Origin of the sequence: Streptomyces sp. NBC_01237, from assembly GCF_035917275.1 — a bacterium.
Lineage (GTDB): Bacteria > Actinomycetota > Actinomycetes > Streptomycetales > Streptomycetaceae > Streptomyces.
In genome coordinates, this window is record NZ_CP108508.1 from 2,999,802 (window position 1) to 3,018,844 (window position 19,043).

Sequence of the window (19,043 nt, forward strand, 5' to 3'; positions counted from 1 at the left end):
TCCTACGGCCGTCGGCCCCTCGTGTCCACCACCGCGCGTTCGAGGACGGCCGAGGTGGACAGCACCTGGCCCGCCTCGATGCTGTCGGTGGCCTTCGTGGCGACGCTGCGGCTGCCGATGAACTCCAGGGTCTTCCTGTCGAAGATCAACTCATCGCGCAGGCCGGGGTTGTACGCGTCGTAGCGGGCGACGGCCACCCCGTGCTTCCCGGCGGCGTTCACCGCGTCGGGCACCACGACCACCCCCGGGATCCTCGCGGTGGCGCGGAAGAGCGCGGCGCCGACGTCCGGCGGCATCAGCGACTCGTCGAGGAGACCAGCGGCGAGGACGAACGCGTCCTGGTCGGGATCGCGCTCCTCGTTCCCCTTCTCCCCCGGGGAACGCAGCCACGTGAGCATCGCGTCCGGGGTGGTGGGCAGGGTCTGGAGGTGGCGGTAGTGGGTGCTCTGCTCATAGCCGGGCTCGCCGGGAGCGGGGGCGCGCTCCAGCTCCTCCCCGTCGGAGACGGCGCCCGGTTCGCGGAGCAGCCCCGGGCGGGTCCCGTCGACGGACAGCCACACCTCCCGCCGGTGCAGGGCGGCGAGCTTCGTCCCGATGCCCTCGCCCACCGTCGCGGCGGCCACCCTGCTGCGGATGTAGACGAACTGGTCGTCGCGGACGGGGTCACCCGCCGGAGACTGTGCCGCGACCGTCGCGATGCGGTCGAGGAGGTCGGCCGCGCCACCGGTGGTGTCGCCGTTCACCCTGGGGGCGAAGGCGTAGGTGGCCTTGCCGTCGCTGCCGACCGGGGTGGCGGAACTGTCGGCTCCGGTGACCGCGATCCCCGCGATGACCGCGAGGGTCAGTGCTCCCGCGAGGGCCGGACCGGCGACGACGGGGCGCAGCCACCTCCGGCGGCGGGCCGTGTTCCCTTCCCGGACGGAGTGCTGCCGGATCTCTCGCATCAGGTGCTCCTTGAGATGGCGGTGACGGCCCGGCGGAAGGTCCTGCTCGGGGAGCGACGCGCGGTCGTTCATCGGTTTCCCTCCTGTAGGGGCTGGGCCGCTTGTGTGCGGCTCTCTCTCATCTGTCGCGGGCGGCGGGGCGGTTCCCGGTTCTCGGCGGCGGCGGCGAGTTTCTTCCGGGCCCGGGACAGCCGGGAGCGGACCGTGCCGACAGGGATCCCGAGCGCCTCGGCGGCCGCCCCGTAGTCGAGCCCCGACCACACGCAGAGGGCGAGCACCTCGCGTTCGCCGCGCCGCAGGGTGGCCAGGGCCAGCCGTACGGCGCCCAGCAGTTCGGCGTCGTCGACGCGGCTCGCGACCTCGTCCGCGAAGTCGCCCACCGGGCTCCCCGGAGGCAGCCGGGACATCGCCGCGGCGTGCCTGCCCGCGGCGCGTCTGGTGTTGCGTACGACGTTGGTCGCGATCCCCAGCAACCAGGGGCGCAGCGAACCGCCTTCGGTATCGACCCGATCGCTCAGCCGCCAGGCTTCGAGGAACGTCAGCGAGACGCTGTCCTCGGCGGTCGACCAGTCCCCCGTCAGCCGGAACGCGTGGTTGTACACGGAGCGTGCATACCTGTCGAACAACTCCGCGAAGGCGTCGTCGTCCCCGTCCCGTATCCGGGCCCGCAGTGGTGTCTCCATACCTCTTGGCCTGTCCGGCGGCTCGGGGGCAGTTCCCGTGACCCCCGTCACAGCCCGGCCCCGAAGGGTCGAGCCGCCCTGAGAAAGTACTTTCCTTTGAGGAAAGTACATGCCAGTATGAGCGAGCAGACCACGCACACGGCTGACGAGAGGTCCGGGAAACACGATGTCCCCGCAGGAGAACACCCCCACCCGTTCAGGCGGTACGGACGTATCCGCCGACCGCGCGACGGACGCCCTGCGGAGCGTCGAATCAGCCAGGGCCGGTGCCCGCCTCCGGGCCGGGCTGACTCCCTCCTGGTACGGCCCCGCGGCCGCGGCGGCCCTGATCGCCTCCGGTCTCGGGCAGGCGTGGGCCGAGGGGCGCGGCGGCTGGGGAGCCGCCCTCTCCCTGGCGATCGCGCTCGCGGGCCTGGCCCTGCTGCTCGCACTGGTCAACGCCGCCGCGCGGCGGGCGGAAGTGACCGTGACCAGGCCCCTGTCCGCACGGCTGCGCCGCGCGGCGGTACCCCTGTCGGCCCTCCTCGTCGCGGGGCTCGCCACATGGGGGCTGTGCCACGTGTTCGGGGCCGACTGCGGGGCCACCAAGATCGCCCTGTTCGCCGTCCTGGGACTCGGCACCTGGGCGGTGTTCGCCGCCCGGAACGCGTCGATCGGGCGGAAGCTCCGGGACATCGGATGAGCGAAGCCTCCCCGCCCGGACAGCCGACGATCGACGCGGCGATCAACCACCCCACCCGGCTGGCGGTCGTCGCCTTCCTCTCCGCGTGCGACGAGGCCGACTTCGCCTCCGTACGCAACAGTTGCCAGGTGTCCGACTCGATGCTGAGCAAGATCGCCTCCGCACTGGAGGGGATCGGATACCTCGGCGTCCGCAAGGGCTACGTCGGCAAGCGCCCCCGGACCTGGCTGTCCCTCACACCCGAGGGCAGGCAGGCGCTGGCGCTGCACATCGCCGCACTCCAGGGCATCGCCGCCACGGCCCGGCAGGCGGGCGCGGACGCGGGGGCCACCGCGCCCGCCGGAGACCGCTGACCGTACTAGTCAAATTTTATTACTCTGCGGGGGCATGACCGAGAAGCCCATCCCGCTCCTGCCCTGCCGGACACAGCTGATCGAGCCGGTGGCCGACTTCGAGCGGCAGCCGGTGGACGACGACCCGGCCCGGCTCCAGGAGCTTCTGGGCTGATGGCCCCCTGGCAGACTCGGTTGTGTGAAACCTGACCTGACACAACTGCGCGAGCTGGTCGAAGCGTCACCGGAGTTCGGCCGCGGACCGGCCGTCGCCGTACCGGACGCGGCGATCCGCGATGCCGAGGCACGCATCGGCCGCCCGCTGCCGCCGTCGTACCGCTGGTGGCTGGCCGAGTTCGGGCACGGCCGGGCCGGTGACGCGGACATCGCGACGGTGGCGCCGGGCGGGCCGGACGGTTTCGCCGACGATGCGTACGAGGACATCACCGCCGAGTGGCGGAGGGACGGCGACCGGCTGTGCTTCGGCGTCGAGCCCGACTGCGGTGACACCTACTCCTTCGCCCTCGACCGCGGCGGCGAGCACGGGGGCGGCGAGTACCCGGTGGTGTGCCGTGACGGTCTCGACGGAGACGAGCAGCAGGTGGCGGAGTCCTTCGCCGGGTTCCTCGCTGTCCGGGCGGCGCGCCTGCGCGGGCTCGGGGACGGGCCCAACCCCGCTGTCGCCCGTCTGTGGCGGTCGACACCGGGCGCACTGCTCGACAACGGCGTCCTGGTCTACGGTCCGCATGCCATCGGGGAGCGGAACGAGACCTTCGAGGTGGCCCACTACGCGCCCGAGTGGGTACTGGTCGGGGACGACAGCGGGGGCGGCGGGCTGCTCATGCGGCGCCACGGCCGCGACCGGACCCGCGTGTTCCACCTGGACCTGGGCGCGATCGGCCCGGACATCGAAGCGGACGGCGAACCGGTGACGGACGACCTGCTCGGCTGGCTCAGGTCGTCGGCCGGTGACCCGCGTTCTCCGTTCTGACGCTCGGCCGGGGCGGGGGGGGCAGTGATGGGGGGGGGCGGCACGCTGTCCCCTGTCCGGCGCACGGGGCGATCATGGGAACCGCCGACATCCGCCGCGCCGTCGGGAACAGCAGCGGGGGTGTTCCGTGACTGAGCGGAGGCGGCGGCATGCGCACGGGGGACGACGACACGAACGACGGCAGGGACGGCGTCGGCCTCAAGGAGAGAAGGAACCCGCTGCCGGAAGCTCCGCGCACCTGGCCGTCCGCCCAGCAGTGGCTGGTGATTCTGGGAACTCCTGCCGTTCTCCTGGGTGTTCTGTGGCTCTTCGCCGAGTCGCACGTCCAGGAGCTGCGCGACGGACGGACCGCGACCGTCATCGGTGCCGGCGGGTGCCACGAGGGCGGCGGCCACGCGGGACCGCCGCCTTCCTGTCACGCGACCTGGCAATTCCCCGACGGTCACATCAGCAGCGGCACCGTCCCGAGCTCATCGGTCGTGAGGGGGGACACCGTCTTCGCCGGTGAGGGCTGGGCCTACCCCTCGGCCGCGCCCGTATGGCAACTCGTGGGCATCTTCAGCTTCATCGCGACCTCGGTGCTGGTGGTGAACGTGGCGATCTGGGTCGTGGAGTTCCGCCAGGACCGACAGCGCCGCACCTACGAACTGCGGTACGGGCATGAGTACTTGCCCGATCCGGGAAACACCTCCGACCCCTCGGGCTCCGCAGCCTGACGCGGCGCCGGCGTCGCCCCGTCCGGGACAGCTCCGCCTGAGACGACCGGTGTTGAACGGACCCCTACGGCCAGTACAGCTTGACGTCGTCCGCGGCCGGGCGCGCGGCAGGAATGGCCGGCTCGGTCACCGTGTATCCCAGCTGACGCAGCACCCGGGCCGCCGCGTCGGGGGCATCCCGCACCGCTGTCTTGAGCTGCATGGTCCGCCAGATGCGCAGATGCCTCTCGATCACCGCCTTCCAGCCCGGTGCGGTGTCGATCGCGAACTCACGGTGAAGGAAAAGGAGCACGTCCTCCAGCGAAGGGCGCATCCGGTGACCGCCGACCGGGAAGTGCATCTCCGACAGCCGGGGCAGTTTGTCCCGCCTCAGCCCCTGCTTCGGCCGCCCCCGGTCCGCCAGGCGCAGGAGGTACGCCATCTCGTCCCGGTGCGCGTGGACCTGTACGTGCGCGCCCGGCGGCTCCTTGCTGTTGCGCACGTACTCGTACCGCAGGAGAGGATCCGGGACCCCCTCGTAGAAGACGTGGACGTCCGCCTGGTCCGTCGCCATGAACGTGCTCGAACCGTCCCAGCAGCAGTAGAAGCGGGCCATGAGGCTGAGCCTGGGCTCGCCGCCGATGCTGACCGGGATCCGCTGCATGACCTCGTCGTCACGTATGGGCGAGACCCTGATCTTGGAGCCCATGTTGATCGCATGGAAACGCGGGGTGTCCGCACCGAGGACGCCCCGCGTCAGGTCAGTCAGTTGGTCGGCGAACCCGGCCGCCAGCTCGTCAAGGGCCTTCGCCTCTTCAGCTGTCACCTTCGAGAAGGTAGTCGAGACCCTCGATGGTGTGCCACACGTCCAACTCGTCCATGCTGAGGCTGTACATGGCGGCGCGTTCGGCAAGCTGGTCGTAGCTCATGTTCACGTCGGCCAGCAGCTGTGCGCGCTGAGTCTCCAGCTGATCACGCGTCTTGTGGATCACAGTCGGCATAACTCGCTCCCCGGTATCGATGGCCTCAGTGAAGCAGGGCCCACTGACAATGGTGTTGCCGCCCCAGCGAAATGTCACCCTCATGGGGCTCAACAACTCGCTGCCCGTAACCCGGCGCACGAACCCGGGGATACCTGGGCGGCCTCGCGCACCGGTGCCGTTTCGCGCCGCCGCTCAGGTGCGCCGGGAGGCCGTCCGGCCGTCGGGGGGAGAGACTGTCCCTATGCGGACCGCTCTGTTCTCCGTGCGGGGAGCGGCCGTCCTCAGGCGGCGGAAGGCAGCACAGGTGACGGGCGTGAGAGGACCGGCACGATGAGCGTGATCCCCGGCGGCGGGCCTGCCCCGTTGCGACGCAGCCGACAGGCTCGGGCCGGAGCCGTACAGCTGCTGTGCGCCCTCTCGGGGGTGGCCCTGGGCCTGTTCGTTCCGAGGATCAGCGGTGGCCCGGACATGCCCGCGCACCAGGTGGCCGATCTGCTGCTGACTCTGGGTTTCGGCGTGCTCGGCACGACGGCCGTGATCTTCTCACTGCTGTTCCTGGTGGTGCAGTGGGCGCACACCAGCTTCACCCCCCGCCTGACCCTGTTCCGCCGGTCCCCGATCGTCTGGCGGACCTTCGCCCTGGCGATCGGCCTGGCGGTCTTCTGTGTCACGGCCGCGATGACGATCGGCGACGGCCGGTCCGTGACGTTCGCCGTTCCGGTCGTCACCGCGATTCTGCTGCTGGCGATGCTGACCCTGTTGCGGACCCTGCTGCTGCGCGCTCTCGCCTCGATCCAGCTCGCCCCGGTCCTGCACTCGATCATTGAGCGGGGGACTGCCGCCCTGGACACGCTCTACCCCTCGGGAGCCGCTCCGGACGCCTCGGACCCCCCTGTGACCGAGGGGCCGCCGGCTGCCACCGTCAGCTGGCCGAAACCCACGGCCGTGCTTCAGCAGATCGACGTGAAAGAGCTGCGGAAGGCGGCCCGGGAAGCGGGCGCGATCATCGTGCTGGACAAGGCTCCGGGGGCCACCCTGCACCGGGGGGCGAAGATCGCCGACGTGTACGGCTCCGCCGTGGTGGACGCCACGGTCCTGGGGGCGCTGGCCACCGGGCTGGAGCCGACATTCGAGCAGGACCCGATGCTCGCCTTCCGCCTGCTGGCCGACATCGCGCTCAGGGCCCTCTCCTCCAGTATCAACGACCCCGCGACCGCCGTGCAGGCCCTGGACGGTGTGGAGGATCTGCTCAGCGGTTCCGCCGCGAGCCGGGCGAGGGACGCCGGTCCTTTGCGGGTCGCCGGCCCCGACGGTGTGGTGCGGGTCGTGATCCGGCGGCCCACATGGGAGGACTTCATGCGTACGGGCATCGACGACGTCATCGTGGCCGCGCTGAACTCCCCTCTGGTCCTCACCCGCCTCCGCACCCTGCTGGCGGATCTGGAACCCGGCGCCCACCCTCACGGCCGGGACCTGCTGAACCGGCGACGCGCGTGGGTGGAGCGCGAGATGGCCGACCGGTTCCCCGTGCTGTGGCGGGAAACCTCACCGGAGCCGCCCGGCAGGACCTGAACCGGCCCTGCGCCCCGTGCCCCGGAGATGGGCGGGGGCCGGCAACGGCCCGGGGGACTCGTCAGGCCGTCGGCCGGCTCACCGGTTCCCGACATCCGGTTCTCGATCCCCCGGTGGGCCGTTGTCCGCCCCGGAGCCGAACGCACTCAGCCGCGAACCCCGGCTCTCCGCGACACGTTTGACCTCTTCCAGCGACTCACTCAGCCGGCTGGCGAGGAAGTGAAGCTCCGCTCCGGTAACCCTCTGGTCCGCCAGCAGATCTGCGGCGTGCCCGAGCAGGTCGTCCGCCATGTCGAGTTGTACGTGCTCCACGTCGTCCGCCATCCGTGACACATAGCCGGTGCCATCGCCAAGGACGTAACTCGGCTTGCCCTCCGCCCCTGTGCGGGGCAGCAGCCTGAACGTGTGGTGCTCGCCCTGCTCCCTCTCCTCGCTCACGCGGCGGCCCCGGCGCGGTGCGGAGGCTGGGCCTGGGGCTCGATGTCCACACCGCGTACGGCGACCAGCAGTCCCCCGCGACGGACGCGCTGCCGTCGCCGGTCAGCCGCCAGCTCTTCGGCCTGCCCCCTCTCGTACGCGACGAAGTACGGACGTACCAGTGGGCTGTCCTCCCCGCGCGGAGGACGCTCGCCGGTGCGGTAGGCGGTCGGCCCGCCGACGTAGTCGCATGAGTAGGGGTGGACGTACACGTAGGTGTCCAGCGGGTGCCGTTGGCGCCGTACGGGGATCAGCAATCGCAGCACCGGCTCCAGGAACCGGGCGATAGCGTGCTTCATGTCAGCCTGCTCTCTCGGGATGACCATGCCCCCGGACCGGTTGCGTCGGTCGCGGGGGTCTCTTCGTGCGTCGGCGTCGCTTCTTTCCGTAGCCAACCCATCACAGAGTGGGGTCATGAGTCGCTACGCTTCCAGGGGGTCGGGGATGACAGCACGCTGGTCAAGTCAGGGAGTTGGGCTTGCATGAGGACGAACCGAAGGCCGCGCACGCCGCGGGAGAAGTACGGCGAGGAGCTGAGGCTTCGACGGCTGGCGGCCGGGCTGACGCAGGAGGCTCTGGCAGAACTGGTGGTCTGCTCGCCCACATTGATCAGCCATTTCGAGGCGGGTCGGCGGCTGCCGAGCCCGGACGACGCCCAGCGGATCGACCGCGCCCTGGGGACGGACGGGTTCTTCGCACGGTGGCTGGAGGACCTGGACACGAAGTACGCCGACCATTTCGCCGTGGTAGCGGAGCTGGAGAAGCAGGCGACGCTGATCCAGCAGTTCGCGCTCTCGCTGGTGCCTGGGCTACTCCAGACCGACGGCTATGCCCGTGCGTTGTTCCAGGCACTGCGGCCCAACTACCGCCAGGATGAAATTGACAAAGACGTTGTCATTCGAACGGAGCGTGCCCGCATCCTCGACGGTCCGATGCACCCGGTGCTGTGGACGATGATGGACGAGGCCGTAGTCCGGCGGCAGGTTGGCGGTCCGCAGGTCATGGCCGACCAACTATGGAAGATCGCGGGCATGGCTGAAGCCGGGCGACTTCGGCTGCATGTCCTTCCATTCGGAGTAGGAGCGCACGCACTTCAAGAGGGTTTGGCATCCCTTATGAGCTTCCCGGACTCCCAGCCAGTGGCCTACGTCGAGGGCTTCTTGACGGGTAATTTGATGGACGATCCGACGCTAGTGAAGGCATGTCGCACGGTCTACGATCTTGCCTTGAGCGATGCGATGTCGCATCAGGAATCACTTGCCCTTGTGCGAGCGGCAGCAGAGGAACACGAACATGGTCAGCAGTAGGCGGAGCGTTGCAGACTCGTCCACTCTCACCGGGTGGTTCAAGTCCAGCTACAGCGGCGGCAGCCAGGGAGACTGCCTTGAAGTCGCCCATGGCTCCGTCTCCGTCCCCGTCCGCGACAGCAAGACGCCGACCGGCCCAGGCGTCGTCTTCTCGGTGGACGGCTGGTCAACCTTCGTCACAGCGCTCAAGAACGGCCACCTCACCGCCTGACCCACACCCGGACCCCCGTACGCCGGGGCGACGTCATGCCCGTGCCAGGAAGGCCGCGCGCAAGGCCCGGTCACGGAGGAAACCAAGGGTCTCCTCCTCGCCGTCGAAGAGCAGGTCCGCCGCCGGGTGGCCCGACTGGTGGAACATCGCCGCCAGTACGTCGGCGAGCGGGCGGTCCCACGCGACCCTGACGATCTTCGCCGCCTTGTCGTGCCGGCCCCGGTCCGTGGCGATGCTCCAGAGCTCGACGGACTGCTTGGCGGTTTCGTACGCCGTCCTGCGGCCGTCGACGAGGACCCCGCGCGAGTTGAGGCCGAACACCTCTATGCACGCGTCGCCCCGGGCCGTCAGGCCCTTGTACGTACAGAGCGGCAGCACCAGTCTCAGGTGGGCCAGCGGGTCTTGCAGTGTGGGGTCCAGGAGGAGCGGGCTCCCGTCCTCCTCGGACCGGGGGAACTTGTTCCGCTTCTGGTTGCTGTTGCAGTACGAACAGGCCAGCAGATGGTTCAGCCACTCGAAGGTACGCAGTGGAGCAAGGCTCTTCGGCTCGAAGTGGTCGATGTCCGTGCCCTGACCGTCGCCGCAGTACATGCAGCGCTGGTGGCCGGGGGCCATGTCCGCCAGGGCGGCGAGGAGACCTTCCCGTACTCGCCTCCGTACGGTCGAATGGGCCCACAGGTCCGCCGCCTTCACCTTGCGTTTCGACTCGGCGGTCCGCTCGATCTCCTGGGTGTACGTCTTCAGGTGCGCTGCCGCGTCCGGGGGCAGGTCGGCACGTTCCAGCCGGATCACTCCGCCTCGCCCGCCTCTCCGTTCTCGATCTCCTCGGCGATGCGGTGGAGTTGAGCGGACATCTCGTGCACGCGCGCTGTGGGAGAGCTGGTGAGCAGGCCCTTCAGTTCCTTGTAGCGCGCGACGGTGCCCGGTGAGGTGTCGCCCTCGTACACCTTGGACTCCAGGGCGACGAACTCGGCCCGGAAGTGTTCGGCGCGCTCCGAGTAGGGGGTGTCGAGCCCGAAGAGGTCGGAGAGGACCGCGTCGTCACCGCTGCCGTAGACCACTCGCTCGTAGAGGTCCTCCGGTACGACCTCGGGTGCCGCGTTCTCCCTCACACCTGGCAGCCGGATCAGGCCGCCGGGGTCGGCCGCCTGACAGATGTACGGGCTGTGGGTCGTCACGATGAACTGGATGCGGGGGAAGTGCGAGGTCAGCCAGGGGCCGATGCGGCGCTGCCAGGAGACGTGGAGGTGGGCGTCGATCTCGTCGATGATCACAACGCCGGGCACCTGAAAGGGGCTGGGTCCGCCCCCGCCGCCCTCTCCGGGGAACACCTCGTCGCCGAAGGCGTCGTGGATCTGCTTCAGCAGGTCGACGACGAGCGCCGCCACGGAGCGGAAACCGTCGCTCATCTCCCGCAGCGAATACCGGTGGCCGTCACGCGTGACCCACAGTCCCTCGGAGTCGACGTCCTCCACCCGGTAGCCGTCAGGGAGAAGTCCGTCGCCCAGGACCGAAAGCGCTGACCCCTTGAGCGCCGCGGCGCCCTCCCGGCCTTCGAGCGCGCGCAGATGCTGCTCGATCAGCCAGGCGACGCCCTCGGCCAGTGAGGCGTCCTCGTGGAACAGACTCACCTGCCGGGCCACCGGGCCGGAGGCCAGCATCAGCCGCTGCACCTCCCCCGAGCCCCCGGCCAAGCGCCGGAACGGGCCGTAGGCGGCGCAGAACCAGCCCACCGGGTTGTCGGCCCAGGGGCCGCGCCGGGCGGGGGTGTCGCTCTTCGCGGCGTGGCGCTCCATGGTCCCCTCCAGCGCGGGCCGGGCACCTCTGCGACCGCCCCCGCCCTCGGCCGGGACCGTCCACCGCAGGCCCGCCCAGAAGTCGGTCAGGGTCTGCCCGGACGCGGAGAACCCGTCGAAGGCCGGATCCCTGACGATCTTCGCGTGCACCTCGCCGACGGTCGTCCCGCGTGACACCCAGTTCTCGAACCCCTGGACCAGGCCCCGCGCCGCCACCGGTCCGCTCAGTGCCAGTGCCAGCGCCCGGAGCAGCGTCGTCTTTCCCGCGCCGTTCCGTCCCGCGAGTACGGTCCAGCCGGCGTGCGAGCCGTCCGGGCGGGTCAGTGTCAGGTCGACGACGCGCGGGCCGTGGAACGGTTTGATGTTCTCGACGCGCACACGGGAGACGTACATGGGTGGCTGTTCCGTCCATGGGGAGGGGCGGGGGCGGAAGTCGCTGCGCAGCGGCCGGCCCTCGAAGCGCTCCTCGGCCACCGTACGGTACGGAGGGCTCTCGATCCGGTGCGGACGGGCCGGGGGGAGACCGCCCCCGGATAAACGGAATGGGGCCCGGCCTCGCGGCCGGACCCCCCTCGCTTTCCCCTCCCGTCGGGCTTCCCGATCCCCCCGGACCCCTCCCCGGAAGTCCCGACGCCCTGTGTGACCCGGCAGGGTACGTAAAGGTTGCATCCCTTTGCGATCTCTTTACCCCGGGCCGTTCACAGGGCTCTCAACAGGCATGTTCCAGGTACCGGGCCGCGACTTCGGCGAGGACTTCGGCGCCGTCGCGGGCCCACAGGGCCTCGTTGAAGATCTCCACCTCGATGGGCCCGTCGAAGCCCGCCGACTCGACCAGGCGTCGCCAGGCGCGGAAGTCCACGCTGCCGTCGCCCAGTTGGCCGCGGCCCACCAGCACGCCCGCCGGAAGCGGGGTGATCCAGTCCGCCAGCTGGAAGGAGTGGATACGGCCACCCTCCCCCGCCCGTGCGATCTGCGCGGGCGCCTGGTCGTCCCACCAGATGTGGTACGTGTCGACGACGACCCCGACCTGGTCGGCGGGGAAGCGTTCCGCGATGTCGAGGGCCTGGCCGAGCGTGGAGACCACGCAGCGGTCCGAGGCGAACATCGGGTGCAGCGGTTCGATCGCGAGGCGTACGCCGCGCTCGGCCGCGTACGGGCCCAGTTCGGCGAGGGCGTCCGCGATGCGTTCGCGGGCGCCGTGCAGGTCGCGGCTGCCGGGCGGGAGGCCGCCCGAGACGAGGACCAGGGTGTCGGTGGACAGGGCTGCCGCCTCGTCCACCGCCGCCCGGTTGTCGTCCAGGGCGCGGGCCCGTTCGGCCGGGTCGAGCGCGGTGAAGAAGCCGCCCCGGCACAGGCTGGTGACGGAGATCCCCGCGTCCTTGAGCAGGCTCGCCGTGCGTTCGACGCCGTACTCCTGGACCGGCGCGCGCCACAGGCCGACCTTGCCGATGCCCGCCTTGACGCAGCCCTCCGTCAGCTCGGGCAGCGACCACTGCTTGATGGTCTCCTGGTTGAGGGAGAGGCGGGTGAGGTCGTCGATCATCGGGTTCCTCCGTGGACCGCGAGCAGGGCCCGCATCCGGGACTCGGCCAGCTCGGGGTCGGGGAACAGGCCCAGCCGGTCGGCCAGTTCGTACGCCTTCGCCAGGTGCGGCAGCGAGCGGGCGGACTGCAACCCGCCGACCATCGTGAAGTGCTCCTGGTGGCCCGCCAGCCAGGCGAGGAAGACCACGCCCGTCTTGTAGAAGCGGGTGGGGGTCCGGAACAGGTGACGCGACAGCTCGACCGTGGGGTCCAGGAGATCCCGGAAGCCCTGGGTGTCACCGGTGTCCAGTACCCGTACCGCGTGCGCCGCCAGCGGGCCGAGCGGGTCGAAGATGCCGAGCAGTGCGTGGCTGAAGCCCCGGTCGTCGCCCGCGATCAGTTCCGGGTAGTTGAAGTCGTCGCCGGTGTAGCAGCGGACCCCGCCGGGAAGGCGGCGCCGGACGTCGATCTCGCGCTCCGCGTCCAGGAGGGAGATCTTGATGCCGTCCACCTTGTCCGGGTGCTCGGCGATGACCTTCAGGAACGTGTCGGTCGCGGCGTCGAGGTCGGCGCTGCCCCAGTAGCCGTCCAGCGCGGGGTCGAACATCGGGCCGAGCCAGTGCAGGACGACCGGTTCGGCTGCCTGGCGCAGCAGGTGTGCGTACGTCTCCAGGTAGTCCTCGGGACCCTTCGCCGCCGCCGCGAGCGCGCGGGAGGCCATCAGGATGGCCTGGGCCCCGCTCTCCTCGACCAGGGCGAGCTGCTCCTCGTACGCCGCGCGCACCTCGGCGAGCGTGGCCGGTCCGGCCGGGAGCTGGTCGGTGCCGACGCCGCAGGCGATGCGTCCGCCGACCGCCTTCGCCTCGGCGGCCGAGCGGCGGATCAGTTCGGCCGCGCCCGCCCAGTCCAGGCCCATGCCGCGCTGGGCGGTGTCCATCGCCTCGGCGACGCCCAGGCCGTGCGACCACAGGTGGCGGCGGAAGGCGAGGGTGGCGTCCCAGTCGACGGCCGCCGGGTCGTCGGCGCTGATGTCCGCGTACGGGTCGGCGACGACATGGGCGGCGGAGAAGACCGTACGGGAGGCGAGCGGGGCCTTGCCCGGGGCCAGGTCGAGCGGGGTGGCGCGGGGTTCGTAGGGGCCCTGCGGGAGGTGGATGGTGCTCATGGGGTCAGCTCCGGGTGCGGTGAGCGGGTCGTCACAGCGTCAGCTCCGGGACGTCGAAGCGACGGCCCTCCGCCGACGACTTGAGGCCCAGCTCGGCCAGCTGCACGCCGCGTGCGCCGGCCATCAGGTCCCAGGTGTAGGGCTCGTCCAGCGCGACGTGGCGCAGGAACAGTTCCCACTGGGCCTTGAAGCCGTTGTCGAAGACCGCGTTGTCGGGGACTTCCTGCCACTGGTCGCGGAACGACTCGGTGACCGGGAGGTCCGGGTTCCAGACCGGCTTGGGCGTGGCCGAGCGGTGCTGGACGCGGCAGTTGCGGAGTCCGGCGACGGCGGAGCCGTGGGTTCCGTCGACCTGGAACTCGACCAGTTCGTCGCGGTTGACGCGTACCGTCCAGGAGGAGTTGATCTGTGCGACGGCGCCGCCCGCCAGCTGGAAGATGCCGTACGCGGCGTCGTCGGCGGTCGCGGCGTAGGGCTTGCCCTGCTCGTCCCAGCGCTGCGGAAGGTGCGTCTGGACGTGCGCCTGGACGGTGGTGACCTGGCCGAACAGCTCGTGGAGCACGTACTCCCAGTGCGGGAACATGTCGACGACGATGCCGCCGCCGTCCTCGGCGCGGTAGTTCCACGAGGGTCGCTGGGCCTCCTGCCAGTCGCCCTCGAAGACCCAGTAGCCGAACTCGCCGCGCACGGAGAGGATCTCGCCGAAGAAGCCGCCGTCGATGAGGCGCTTCAGCTTCAGCAGGCCCGGCAGGAAGATCTTGTCCTGGACGACACCGTGCTTGATCCCGGCGTCACGGGCCAGCCGGGCCAGCTCCAGGGCGCCTTCGACGTCCGTGGCGGTGGGCTTCTCGGTGTAGATGTGCTTGCCCGCCGCGATCGCCTTCTTGATCGCCTCGACGCGCGCCGAGGTGACCTGGGCGTCGAAGTAGATGTCGATGGTGTCGTCGGCCAGCACCGCGTCCAGATCGGTCGACCACTCGGTCAGACCGTGCCGCTCGGCGAGCTCCCGCAGCGCGTGGGCCCTGCGGCCGACGAGCACGGGTTCGGGCCACAGCACCTCGCCGTCGCCGAGGTCGAGGCCGCCCTGCTCGCGGATCGCGAGGATCGAGCGCACCAGGTGCTGCCGGTATCCCATGCGACCCGTGACGCCGTTCATGGCGATGCGCACTGTCCTGCGTGTCACGAAGTTCCCTCCATACAGCCGTAGCAAGCGCTTTCTATCGAGGATGACGCTAGCCTGCCGACAGCGGCCCGGACAAGAGGGGACGCGCCGATAACTCCTCGGTATCTCCCCGTGACCTCTCGGAGGACAGTGATGACAGTCACCCTGGCGGACGTGGCGGCCCGCGCCCGGGTGTCCCCGGCCACCGTCTCCCGCGTGCTGAACGGGAACTACCCGGTGGCCGCGTCGACGCGGGAACGGGTCCTGCGTGCCGTGGACGACCTGGACTACGTGCTCAACGGGCCGGCCAGCTCGCTCGCTGCGGCCACCTCGGATCTGGTCGGCATCCTGGTCAACGACATCGCCGACCCGTTCTTCGGGATCATGGCGGGGGCCGCCCAGACCGAGATCGGCGGGCCCGGCGACGGCTCGGGCCGTGCGGGCGGCGAGAAGCTGGCCGTCGTCTGCAACACCGGCGGCTCCCCGGAGCGCGAGCTCACCTACCTCACCCTGCTCCAGCGCCAGCGCGCCGCCGCCGTCGTGCTCACCGGCGGCGCGGTGGAGAGCCCCGCCCACCGGGCCGCGATGTCCGCGAAGCTGGCCAAGCTCGCGGACGCGGGCACCCGGATCGTCTTCTGCGGGCGGCCCCCGCTGCCGGACAGCGACGCGGTGCTGGCGGCCCTCGCCTTCGACAACCGGGGCGGCGGGCGGCGGCTGACCGAGCACCTGATCTCGCTCGGCCACCGGCGGATCGGCTATGTCGCGGGCCCGCTGGAGCGGACCACCACCCGCCACCGTCTGGAAGGCCACCGGGACGCGATGCGCGCGGCCGGGCTGACCGGCGACGAGGACCGCCTCACCGTCCACGGCCCGTACGACCGGCGCTCCGGCTACGAGGCCACCCTCGAACTCCTGCGCCGCGAACCGGAAGTGACCGCGATCGTGGCCGCGAACGACACGGTGGCGCTGGGTGCCAGTGCGGCGGTACGGGACCGGGGGCAGCGCATCCCCCAGGACGTCTCGGTGGCGGGCTTCGACGACCTGCCGTTCTCGGTGGACGCCGTACCGGCCCTGACGACCGTACGGCTGCCGCTCTTCGAGGCGGGTGCCCGCGCGGGCCGGCTCGCGATGGGCAAGGAGACCCCGCCGCCCGGCGGCGTCGCGACGATCGCGGCCGAACTGATGGTGCGGGGGTCGACGGCACCGCCTCGGGCCTGACCCCGCGTAACCCACGAAGGCCCCGCCGCGCCCGGGACCCCGCTGTCCCGGCGTACGCCCCTGGCCGCCCCCGCTGCCCCGGCCGAGCTGCCACCCCTGGCCGTACCGCCGCCCCGCCGCACTGCTCCAATGGCGTTGTCACGTGCGTCGGCTCCCCGAGCAGGGGTAGGTGTACGGGACACCCCGGGCCGATGATGTGGGCGTCGCCGCCCGTCTCGCCCGGGGCGGTGGCACGTACCGATGTGGAAGGAACACGCACGTGAAGCTCGCTTTCTCGACCCTCGGAGTGCCGGGGATGCCGATAGCCGAGGTCATCCGGCTCGCCAACGAGCACGGGTACCAGGGGGTGGAGCTGCGCACCCATCCGGAGGAGCCGGTGCACCCGGGGCTCTCGCTGCTCGAACGCGCCGATGTGGTCGAGGAGTTCAAGGCGGGCGGGGTCGAGATCCTGACCCTGGCCGGGTACGTGCGGGTGGCGTCCGAAGGTGACGACGAGCCGGTCCTGGCCGAGCTGGCCGAGCTGCTGAAGCTGGCCCGCGACCTGGGTGCGAAGAACGTCCGGGTCTTCCCCGGCGGCGGTGGCCAGGACCAGGACGTGGCCGACGCGACCGCCGCCCGCAGGCTGGGGGCCGCCGCGCCGGACGCCGCGGACATGGGCGTACGCATCCTGCTGGAGACCCATGACTCGCACCGGGCGGGCGTCGACGTGGCCCGGGTCGTCGGTACGGTCGGACACCCGCAGATCGGTGCGCTCTGGGACATCATGCACACCTGGCTGGCGGGCGAGGAGCCGGCCGCGAGCCATGCCGTCCTGGCCCCCCACCTGGGCTACGTCCAGGTGAAGGACATCGCGTCGGCGGAGGACATCGCGCCGCTGGGGCTGGGCGCCGGGGTGCTGCCGCTGCGCGCGTGCCTGGACACGCTGGACCCGGACAGCTGGGTGTGCTGGGAGTACGAGAAGCGCTGGCACCCGGATGCGCCGGCGCTGGCGGGGCTGCTGGGGGCGGGGCGCGAGCACCTGCTGCGGCTCGGAGCGCCGAAGCAGTAGGGGAGCGCGGGCGGCCGGTGACCTAGCGGGCCTCCAGCGCGTCCGGCTTCCGCTCCGGCCGTTCCGCGCGCTCCGGCTGCTCCGTCCGCTGCCCCGTCGGCGCCACCGGAGCGGTCGGAACGGTCGGAACGGTCGGAACGGTCGGAGCAGTCGCGGCTGCCTGAGCAGCCGCATCGGTCGGAGCGGTCGGCGTGCGGCGGGCGCCCGCCAGTGAGGTGAGCGCCACGCCGCCGACCAGCAGCGCCGCCGCGCACCAGCGCAGCGGGCCGACCGGTTCGCCGAGCAGCAGCGCGGCCGAGGACATCCCGAAGACCGGGACGAGCAGGGTGAACGGGGCCACGGACGAGGCCGGGTACCGGCCGAGCAGGAAGCTCCAGGCGCCGAAGCCGAACACCGTGGTGATCCAGGCGACGTAGAGGATGATCCCGGCGCCGCTCCAGTCGAGTGCGGCCAGCGCCTCGGCGTCGCGGTCCCACCCCTCGAAGAGCAGGGACAGGCCGAGCAGCGGGAGCACGGGCACGGCCGAGACCCAGACCATGAAGTTGAGGGAGTCGGGCGGGGACGCCTTGCGCGTCAGCACGTTCGACACGCCCCAGCAGGCGGCCGCCGCGATCACGAGGACGAAGGCGAGCACCGGCCCGCTCGCGCCCTCGTCGACCGCGGCCACTCCGATGCCCACGAGAGCGACGCCCATCCCCCACACCTTCGTCCTTCCCGGCCGTTCACCGAGCGCCAGGGCCGCGAACAGGGCGGTGAAGACCGCCTGGACCTGGAGGACGAGGGAGGAGAGCCCGGCGGGCATCCCGCGGTCCATGCCGAGGAAGAGCAGGCCGAACTTCCCCACTCCGAGGACGAGCCCGACCCCCACGATCCACTTCCAGGCGACCTTGGGCCGGCCGACGAAGAAGACGGCCGGGAGTGCGGCCGCCAGGAATCGCAGGGCGGAGAAGAGCAGCGGCGGGAAGTGGTCGAGACCGATCTCGATGACGACGAAGTTCACACCCCAGACGGCGGCGACGAGCGCGGCCAGGGCGATGTGGAGGGGACGCATGGATCGAGCATCGGCCGCGGGGACCATGTAGCACCAGCGCGGATTTCTTCATGGTGGAATTGAGCATCGCTAATGATTCCGACCGGCTCCCGCGAGGTCACGATGCTCGATCTGTCCCGGCTGCGCGCCCTGCACGCCGTCTTTGTCCACGGCTCCGTGGCGGGCGCCGCGGCAGCGCTCGGCTACACCCCGTCGGCGGTCTCGCAGCAGATCACCAAGCTGGAGCGGGAGACCCGGACCACGCTGCTGGAGCGGCGCGGGCGCGGTGTCTCGCTGACCGAGGAGGCCCTCCATCTGGTCACCGCGGCCCAGCAGTTGCTCGCGATCGTGGAGCGGGCCGAGACGACGCTGGAGGAGCGCAGGGGGCGGCCCACGGGGCTGCTGTCGATCGGCGCCTTCGCCTCCGCGGCGCGCGGCCTGCTGCCGGGCGTGCTGGCGGAGCTGGACCGGGACCACCCCGCGCTGGAGGTCCGGATGACGGAGGTGGACCCGCATCTCTCGGTCGACCTGGTGGCCAAGGGCGTCATCGATCTGGCGGTCGCGCACGACTGGGACATCGCGCCGCTGCCCGCCCCCGAGGGGGTGGCACAGGCGGTGATCGGGGACGACCGGTGCGATCTGCTGGTGCCCGAGCGGCACGCCCTCGCCGGTCGGGACGCGGTGCGGCGGGAGGAGTTGGCGAAGGAGCGGTGGATCTGCCAGCCGCCGGGGACGGTCTGCCACGACTGGCTCGTACGGACACTGCGGGCGGCGGGCTACGAGCCGGACATCCGGCACCGGGCCGAGGAGAACCACACCCAGCTCGCCCTGGTCGCGGCCGGGCTCGGGGTCGCGATGATCCCCCGGCTGGGGCGGGGGCCGCTGCCCGCGGGGGTGGTGGCGGTGCCCCTCGATCCCGTACCGGTGCGGAGGCTGTACGCGCTGTGGCGTACGGAGGCGGCCCGTCGGCCCGCGATCACCGCGGCGGTCTCGGCGCTCCAGGCGCACGGGGTGGCGGCGGGGCTGGTCCGAAGGGCTGTCCCGTAATCCCTGATGGATCAGCGCACGGCGTCGGATGCGGTGCATCGCATGCGGAGGGACGTCCGCATACGGGATGTATTCAGGCGTTCCGACAACGCCGCGAGGTGCCGTAGCCGTCGTCGTGCGCCCGCCAGGGATGACGGGACAGCCGTTGGCCCCCGCGCGTGCCGGCCCATGATGGTT

At 71.2% G+C, this 19,043-nt stretch carries 22 protein-coding genes; 10 read left to right on the forward strand and 12 right to left on the reverse strand.

Annotated features, from left to right (window positions below):
• Nucleotides 1-2: 2 nt before the first annotated feature.
• A complete protein-coding gene (locus OG251_RS13190) occupies nucleotides 3-1,016 on the reverse strand; it encodes a CU044_5270 family protein (protein ID WP_326677352.1) in 1,014 nt (337 codons plus the stop codon).
• The gene (locus OG251_RS13195; protein ID WP_326677353.1) at nucleotides 1,013-1,627 is read right to left on the reverse strand and encodes an RNA polymerase sigma factor; all 615 of its coding nucleotides are present in this window, start codon (nucleotides 1,625-1,627) and stop codon (nucleotides 1,013-1,015) included. The genes OG251_RS13190 and OG251_RS13195 overlap by 4 nt, the downstream gene beginning before the upstream one ends.
• A 166-nt stretch (nucleotides 1,628-1,793) precedes the next feature.
• On the opposite strand from OG251_RS13195, the gene OG251_RS13200 reads away from it, so the two are divergent.
• The 4 genes from OG251_RS13200 to OG251_RS13215 all read left to right on the forward strand — a co-directional run bounded on the left by OG251_RS13200 (nucleotide 1,794) and on the right by OG251_RS13215 (nucleotide 4,348).
• Nucleotides 1,794-2,309, forward strand: a complete 516-nt coding sequence (locus OG251_RS13200; protein ID WP_326677354.1) for a hypothetical protein — start codon at nucleotides 1,794-1,796, stop codon at nucleotides 2,307-2,309.
• Complete coding sequence (locus tag OG251_RS13205) at nucleotides 2,306-2,662, forward strand: winged helix-turn-helix domain-containing protein (protein WP_326677355.1); 357 nt, start codon at nucleotides 2,306-2,308, stop codon at nucleotides 2,660-2,662. The genes OG251_RS13200 and OG251_RS13205 overlap by 4 nt, the downstream gene beginning before the upstream one ends.
• Nucleotides 2,663-2,840: 178 nt before the next feature.
• A complete protein-coding gene (locus tag OG251_RS13210) occupies nucleotides 2,841-3,632 on the forward strand; it encodes an SMI1/KNR4 family protein (protein WP_326677356.1) in 792 nt (263 codons plus the stop codon).
• A gap of 149 nt (nucleotides 3,633-3,781) precedes the next feature.
• On the forward strand, nucleotides 3,782-4,348 hold the full coding sequence (locus OG251_RS13215; protein WP_326677357.1) for a hypothetical protein: 567 nt from the start codon (nucleotides 3,782-3,784) through the stop codon (nucleotides 4,346-4,348).
• Between the two features lie 64 nt (nucleotides 4,349-4,412).
• On the opposite strand, the gene OG251_RS13220 is transcribed toward OG251_RS13215, so the two are convergent.
• Together OG251_RS13220 and OG251_RS13225 are read right to left on the reverse strand one after the other, a co-directional pair.
• Nucleotides 4,413-5,153, reverse strand: coding sequence for a hypothetical protein (locus OG251_RS13220; protein ID WP_326677358.1), 741 nt, complete (start codon nucleotides 5,151-5,153; stop codon nucleotides 4,413-4,415).
• Nucleotides 5,143-5,328, reverse strand: a complete 186-nt coding sequence (locus OG251_RS13225) for a hypothetical protein (protein ID WP_073723417.1) — start codon at nucleotides 5,326-5,328, stop codon at nucleotides 5,143-5,145. Before OG251_RS13225 ends, OG251_RS13220 begins: the two co-directional genes overlap by 11 nt.
• 312 nt (nucleotides 5,329-5,640) lie before the next feature.
• Between OG251_RS13225 and OG251_RS13230 the strand changes: the two genes are divergently transcribed.
• Nucleotides 5,641-6,882 carry a DUF2254 family protein gene (locus tag OG251_RS13230; protein ID WP_326677359.1) on the forward strand — a complete coding sequence of 414 codons (1,242 nt, stop codon included), beginning with the start codon at nucleotides 5,641-5,643 and terminating at the stop codon, nucleotides 6,880-6,882.
• A 78-nt stretch (nucleotides 6,883-6,960) separates the two neighbouring features.
• On the opposite strand, the gene OG251_RS13235 is transcribed toward OG251_RS13230, so the two are convergent.
• Nucleotides 6,961-7,320, reverse strand: a complete 360-nt coding sequence (locus OG251_RS13235) for a hypothetical protein (protein WP_326677360.1) — start codon at nucleotides 7,318-7,320, stop codon at nucleotides 6,961-6,963.
• On the reverse strand, nucleotides 7,317-7,658 hold the full coding sequence (locus OG251_RS13240; protein WP_326677361.1) for a hypothetical protein: 342 nt from the start codon (nucleotides 7,656-7,658) through the stop codon (nucleotides 7,317-7,319). Before OG251_RS13240 ends, OG251_RS13235 begins: the two co-directional genes overlap by 4 nt.
• A 183-nt stretch (nucleotides 7,659-7,841) precedes the next feature.
• Here OG251_RS13240 and OG251_RS13245 point away from each other — a divergent pair, with 183 nt between their 5' ends.
• Both OG251_RS13245 and OG251_RS13250 read left to right on the forward strand, forming a co-directional pair.
• A complete protein-coding gene (locus tag OG251_RS13245; protein ID WP_326677362.1) occupies nucleotides 7,842-8,666 on the forward strand; it encodes a helix-turn-helix domain-containing protein in 825 nt (274 codons plus the stop codon).
• Nucleotides 8,653-8,877, forward strand: a complete 225-nt coding sequence (locus OG251_RS13250) for a DUF397 domain-containing protein (RefSeq protein WP_326677363.1) — start codon at nucleotides 8,653-8,655, stop codon at nucleotides 8,875-8,877. Before OG251_RS13245 ends, OG251_RS13250 begins: the two co-directional genes overlap by 14 nt.
• A gap of 33 nt (nucleotides 8,878-8,910) precedes the next feature.
• On the opposite strand, the gene OG251_RS13255 is transcribed toward OG251_RS13250, so the two are convergent.
• The 5 genes from OG251_RS13255 to OG251_RS13275 all read right to left on the reverse strand — a co-directional run bounded on the left by OG251_RS13255 (nucleotide 8,911) and on the right by OG251_RS13275 (nucleotide 14,544).
• Nucleotides 8,911-9,669 (reverse strand): HNH endonuclease, encoded by a 759-nt coding sequence (locus OG251_RS13255; RefSeq protein WP_326677364.1) that lies wholly within the window; start codon nucleotides 9,667-9,669, stop codon nucleotides 8,911-8,913.
• Nucleotides 9,666-11,066 carry an AAA family ATPase gene (locus OG251_RS13260; protein ID WP_326681244.1) on the reverse strand — a complete coding sequence of 467 codons (1,401 nt, stop codon included), beginning with the start codon at nucleotides 11,064-11,066 and terminating at the stop codon, nucleotides 9,666-9,668. Before OG251_RS13260 ends, OG251_RS13255 begins: the two co-directional genes overlap by 4 nt.
• Nucleotides 11,067-11,382: 316 nt before the next feature.
• Nucleotides 11,383-12,216 (reverse strand): sugar phosphate isomerase/epimerase family protein, encoded by an 834-nt coding sequence (locus OG251_RS13265; protein WP_326677365.1) that lies wholly within the window; start codon nucleotides 12,214-12,216, stop codon nucleotides 11,383-11,385.
• Nucleotides 12,213-13,361 carry a dihydrodipicolinate synthase family protein gene (locus OG251_RS13270; RefSeq protein WP_326677366.1) on the reverse strand — a complete coding sequence of 383 codons (1,149 nt, stop codon included), beginning with the start codon at nucleotides 13,359-13,361 and terminating at the stop codon, nucleotides 12,213-12,215. The genes OG251_RS13265 and OG251_RS13270 overlap by 4 nt, the downstream gene beginning before the upstream one ends.
• A 31-nt stretch (nucleotides 13,362-13,392) precedes the next feature.
• A complete protein-coding gene (locus OG251_RS13275; protein ID WP_073723425.1) occupies nucleotides 13,393-14,544 on the reverse strand; it encodes a Gfo/Idh/MocA family protein in 1,152 nt (383 codons plus the stop codon).
• Nucleotides 14,545-14,676: 132 nt separating this feature from the next.
• On the opposite strand from OG251_RS13275, the gene OG251_RS13280 reads away from it, so the two are divergent.
• Both OG251_RS13280 and OG251_RS13285 read left to right on the forward strand, forming a co-directional pair.
• Nucleotides 14,677-15,741, forward strand: a complete 1,065-nt coding sequence (locus OG251_RS13280) for a LacI family DNA-binding transcriptional regulator (RefSeq protein WP_073723426.1) — start codon at nucleotides 14,677-14,679, stop codon at nucleotides 15,739-15,741.
• 259 nt (nucleotides 15,742-16,000) lie between these two features.
• Nucleotides 16,001-16,789, forward strand: a complete 789-nt coding sequence (locus tag OG251_RS13285; protein ID WP_326677367.1) for a sugar phosphate isomerase/epimerase family protein — start codon at nucleotides 16,001-16,003, stop codon at nucleotides 16,787-16,789.
• A 22-nt stretch (nucleotides 16,790-16,811) separates the two neighbouring features.
• Here OG251_RS13285 and OG251_RS13290 read toward each other — a convergent pair whose 3' ends face one another.
• On the reverse strand, nucleotides 16,812-17,840 hold the full coding sequence (locus OG251_RS13290) for an EamA family transporter (protein ID WP_326677368.1): 1,029 nt from the start codon (nucleotides 17,838-17,840) through the stop codon (nucleotides 16,812-16,814).
• A gap of 102 nt (nucleotides 17,841-17,942) precedes the next feature.
• On the opposite strand from OG251_RS13290, the gene OG251_RS13295 reads away from it, so the two are divergent.
• Nucleotides 17,943-18,866 (forward strand): LysR family transcriptional regulator, encoded by a 924-nt coding sequence (locus tag OG251_RS13295; RefSeq protein ID WP_326681245.1) that lies wholly within the window; start codon nucleotides 17,943-17,945, stop codon nucleotides 18,864-18,866.
• The last annotated feature ends 177 nt before the right edge of the window (nucleotides 18,867-19,043 follow it).

What these genes read in the sequence shown, in the direction of transcription:
- OG251_RS13240 (WP_326677361.1), bottom strand. Translation starts at nt 7,658, where the DNA reads ATGAAGCACGCTATCGCCCGGTTCCTGGAGCCGGTGCTGCGATTGCTG.
- OG251_RS13260 (WP_326681244.1), bottom strand. Translation starts at nt 11,066, where the DNA reads ATGTACGTCTCCCGTGTGCGCGTCGAGAACATCAAACCGTTCCACGGC.
- OG251_RS13200 (WP_326677354.1), top strand. Translation starts at nt 1,794, where the DNA reads ATGTCCCCGCAGGAGAACACCCCCACCCGTTCAGGCGGTACGGACGTA.
- OG251_RS13195 (WP_326677353.1), bottom strand. Translation starts at nt 1,627, where the DNA reads ATGGAGACACCACTGCGGGCCCGGATACGGGACGGGGACGACGACGCC.
- OG251_RS13215 (WP_326677357.1), top strand. Translation starts at nt 3,782, where the DNA reads ATGCGCACGGGGGACGACGACACGAACGACGGCAGGGACGGCGTCGGC.
- OG251_RS13230 (WP_326677359.1), top strand. Translation starts at nt 5,641, where the DNA reads ATGAGCGTGATCCCCGGCGGCGGGCCTGCCCCGTTGCGACGCAGCCGA.
- OG251_RS13290 (WP_326677368.1), bottom strand. Translation starts at nt 17,840, where the DNA reads ATGCGTCCCCTCCACATCGCCCTGGCCGCGCTCGTCGCCGCCGTCTGG.
- OG251_RS13245 (WP_326677362.1), top strand. Translation starts at nt 7,842, where the DNA reads ATGAGGACGAACCGAAGGCCGCGCACGCCGCGGGAGAAGTACGGCGAG.
- OG251_RS13295 (WP_326681245.1), top strand. Translation starts at nt 17,943, where the DNA reads ATGCTCGATCTGTCCCGGCTGCGCGCCCTGCACGCCGTCTTTGTCCAC.
- OG251_RS13265 (WP_326677365.1), bottom strand. Translation starts at nt 12,216, where the DNA reads ATGATCGACGACCTCACCCGCCTCTCCCTCAACCAGGAGACCATCAAG.
- OG251_RS13225 (WP_073723417.1), bottom strand. Translation starts at nt 5,328, where the DNA reads ATGCCGACTGTGATCCACAAGACGCGTGATCAGCTGGAGACTCAGCGC.
- OG251_RS13205 (WP_326677355.1), top strand. Translation starts at nt 2,306, where the DNA reads ATGAGCGAAGCCTCCCCGCCCGGACAGCCGACGATCGACGCGGCGATC.
- OG251_RS13190 (WP_326677352.1), bottom strand. Translation starts at nt 1,016, where the DNA reads ATGAACGACCGCGCGTCGCTCCCCGAGCAGGACCTTCCGCCGGGCCGT.
- OG251_RS13280 (WP_073723426.1), top strand. Translation starts at nt 14,677, where the DNA reads ATGACAGTCACCCTGGCGGACGTGGCGGCCCGCGCCCGGGTGTCCCCG.
- OG251_RS13270 (WP_326677366.1), bottom strand. Translation starts at nt 13,361, where the DNA reads ATGAGCACCATCCACCTCCCGCAGGGCCCCTACGAACCCCGCGCCACC.
- OG251_RS13250 (WP_326677363.1), top strand. Translation starts at nt 8,653, where the DNA reads ATGGTCAGCAGTAGGCGGAGCGTTGCAGACTCGTCCACTCTCACCGGG.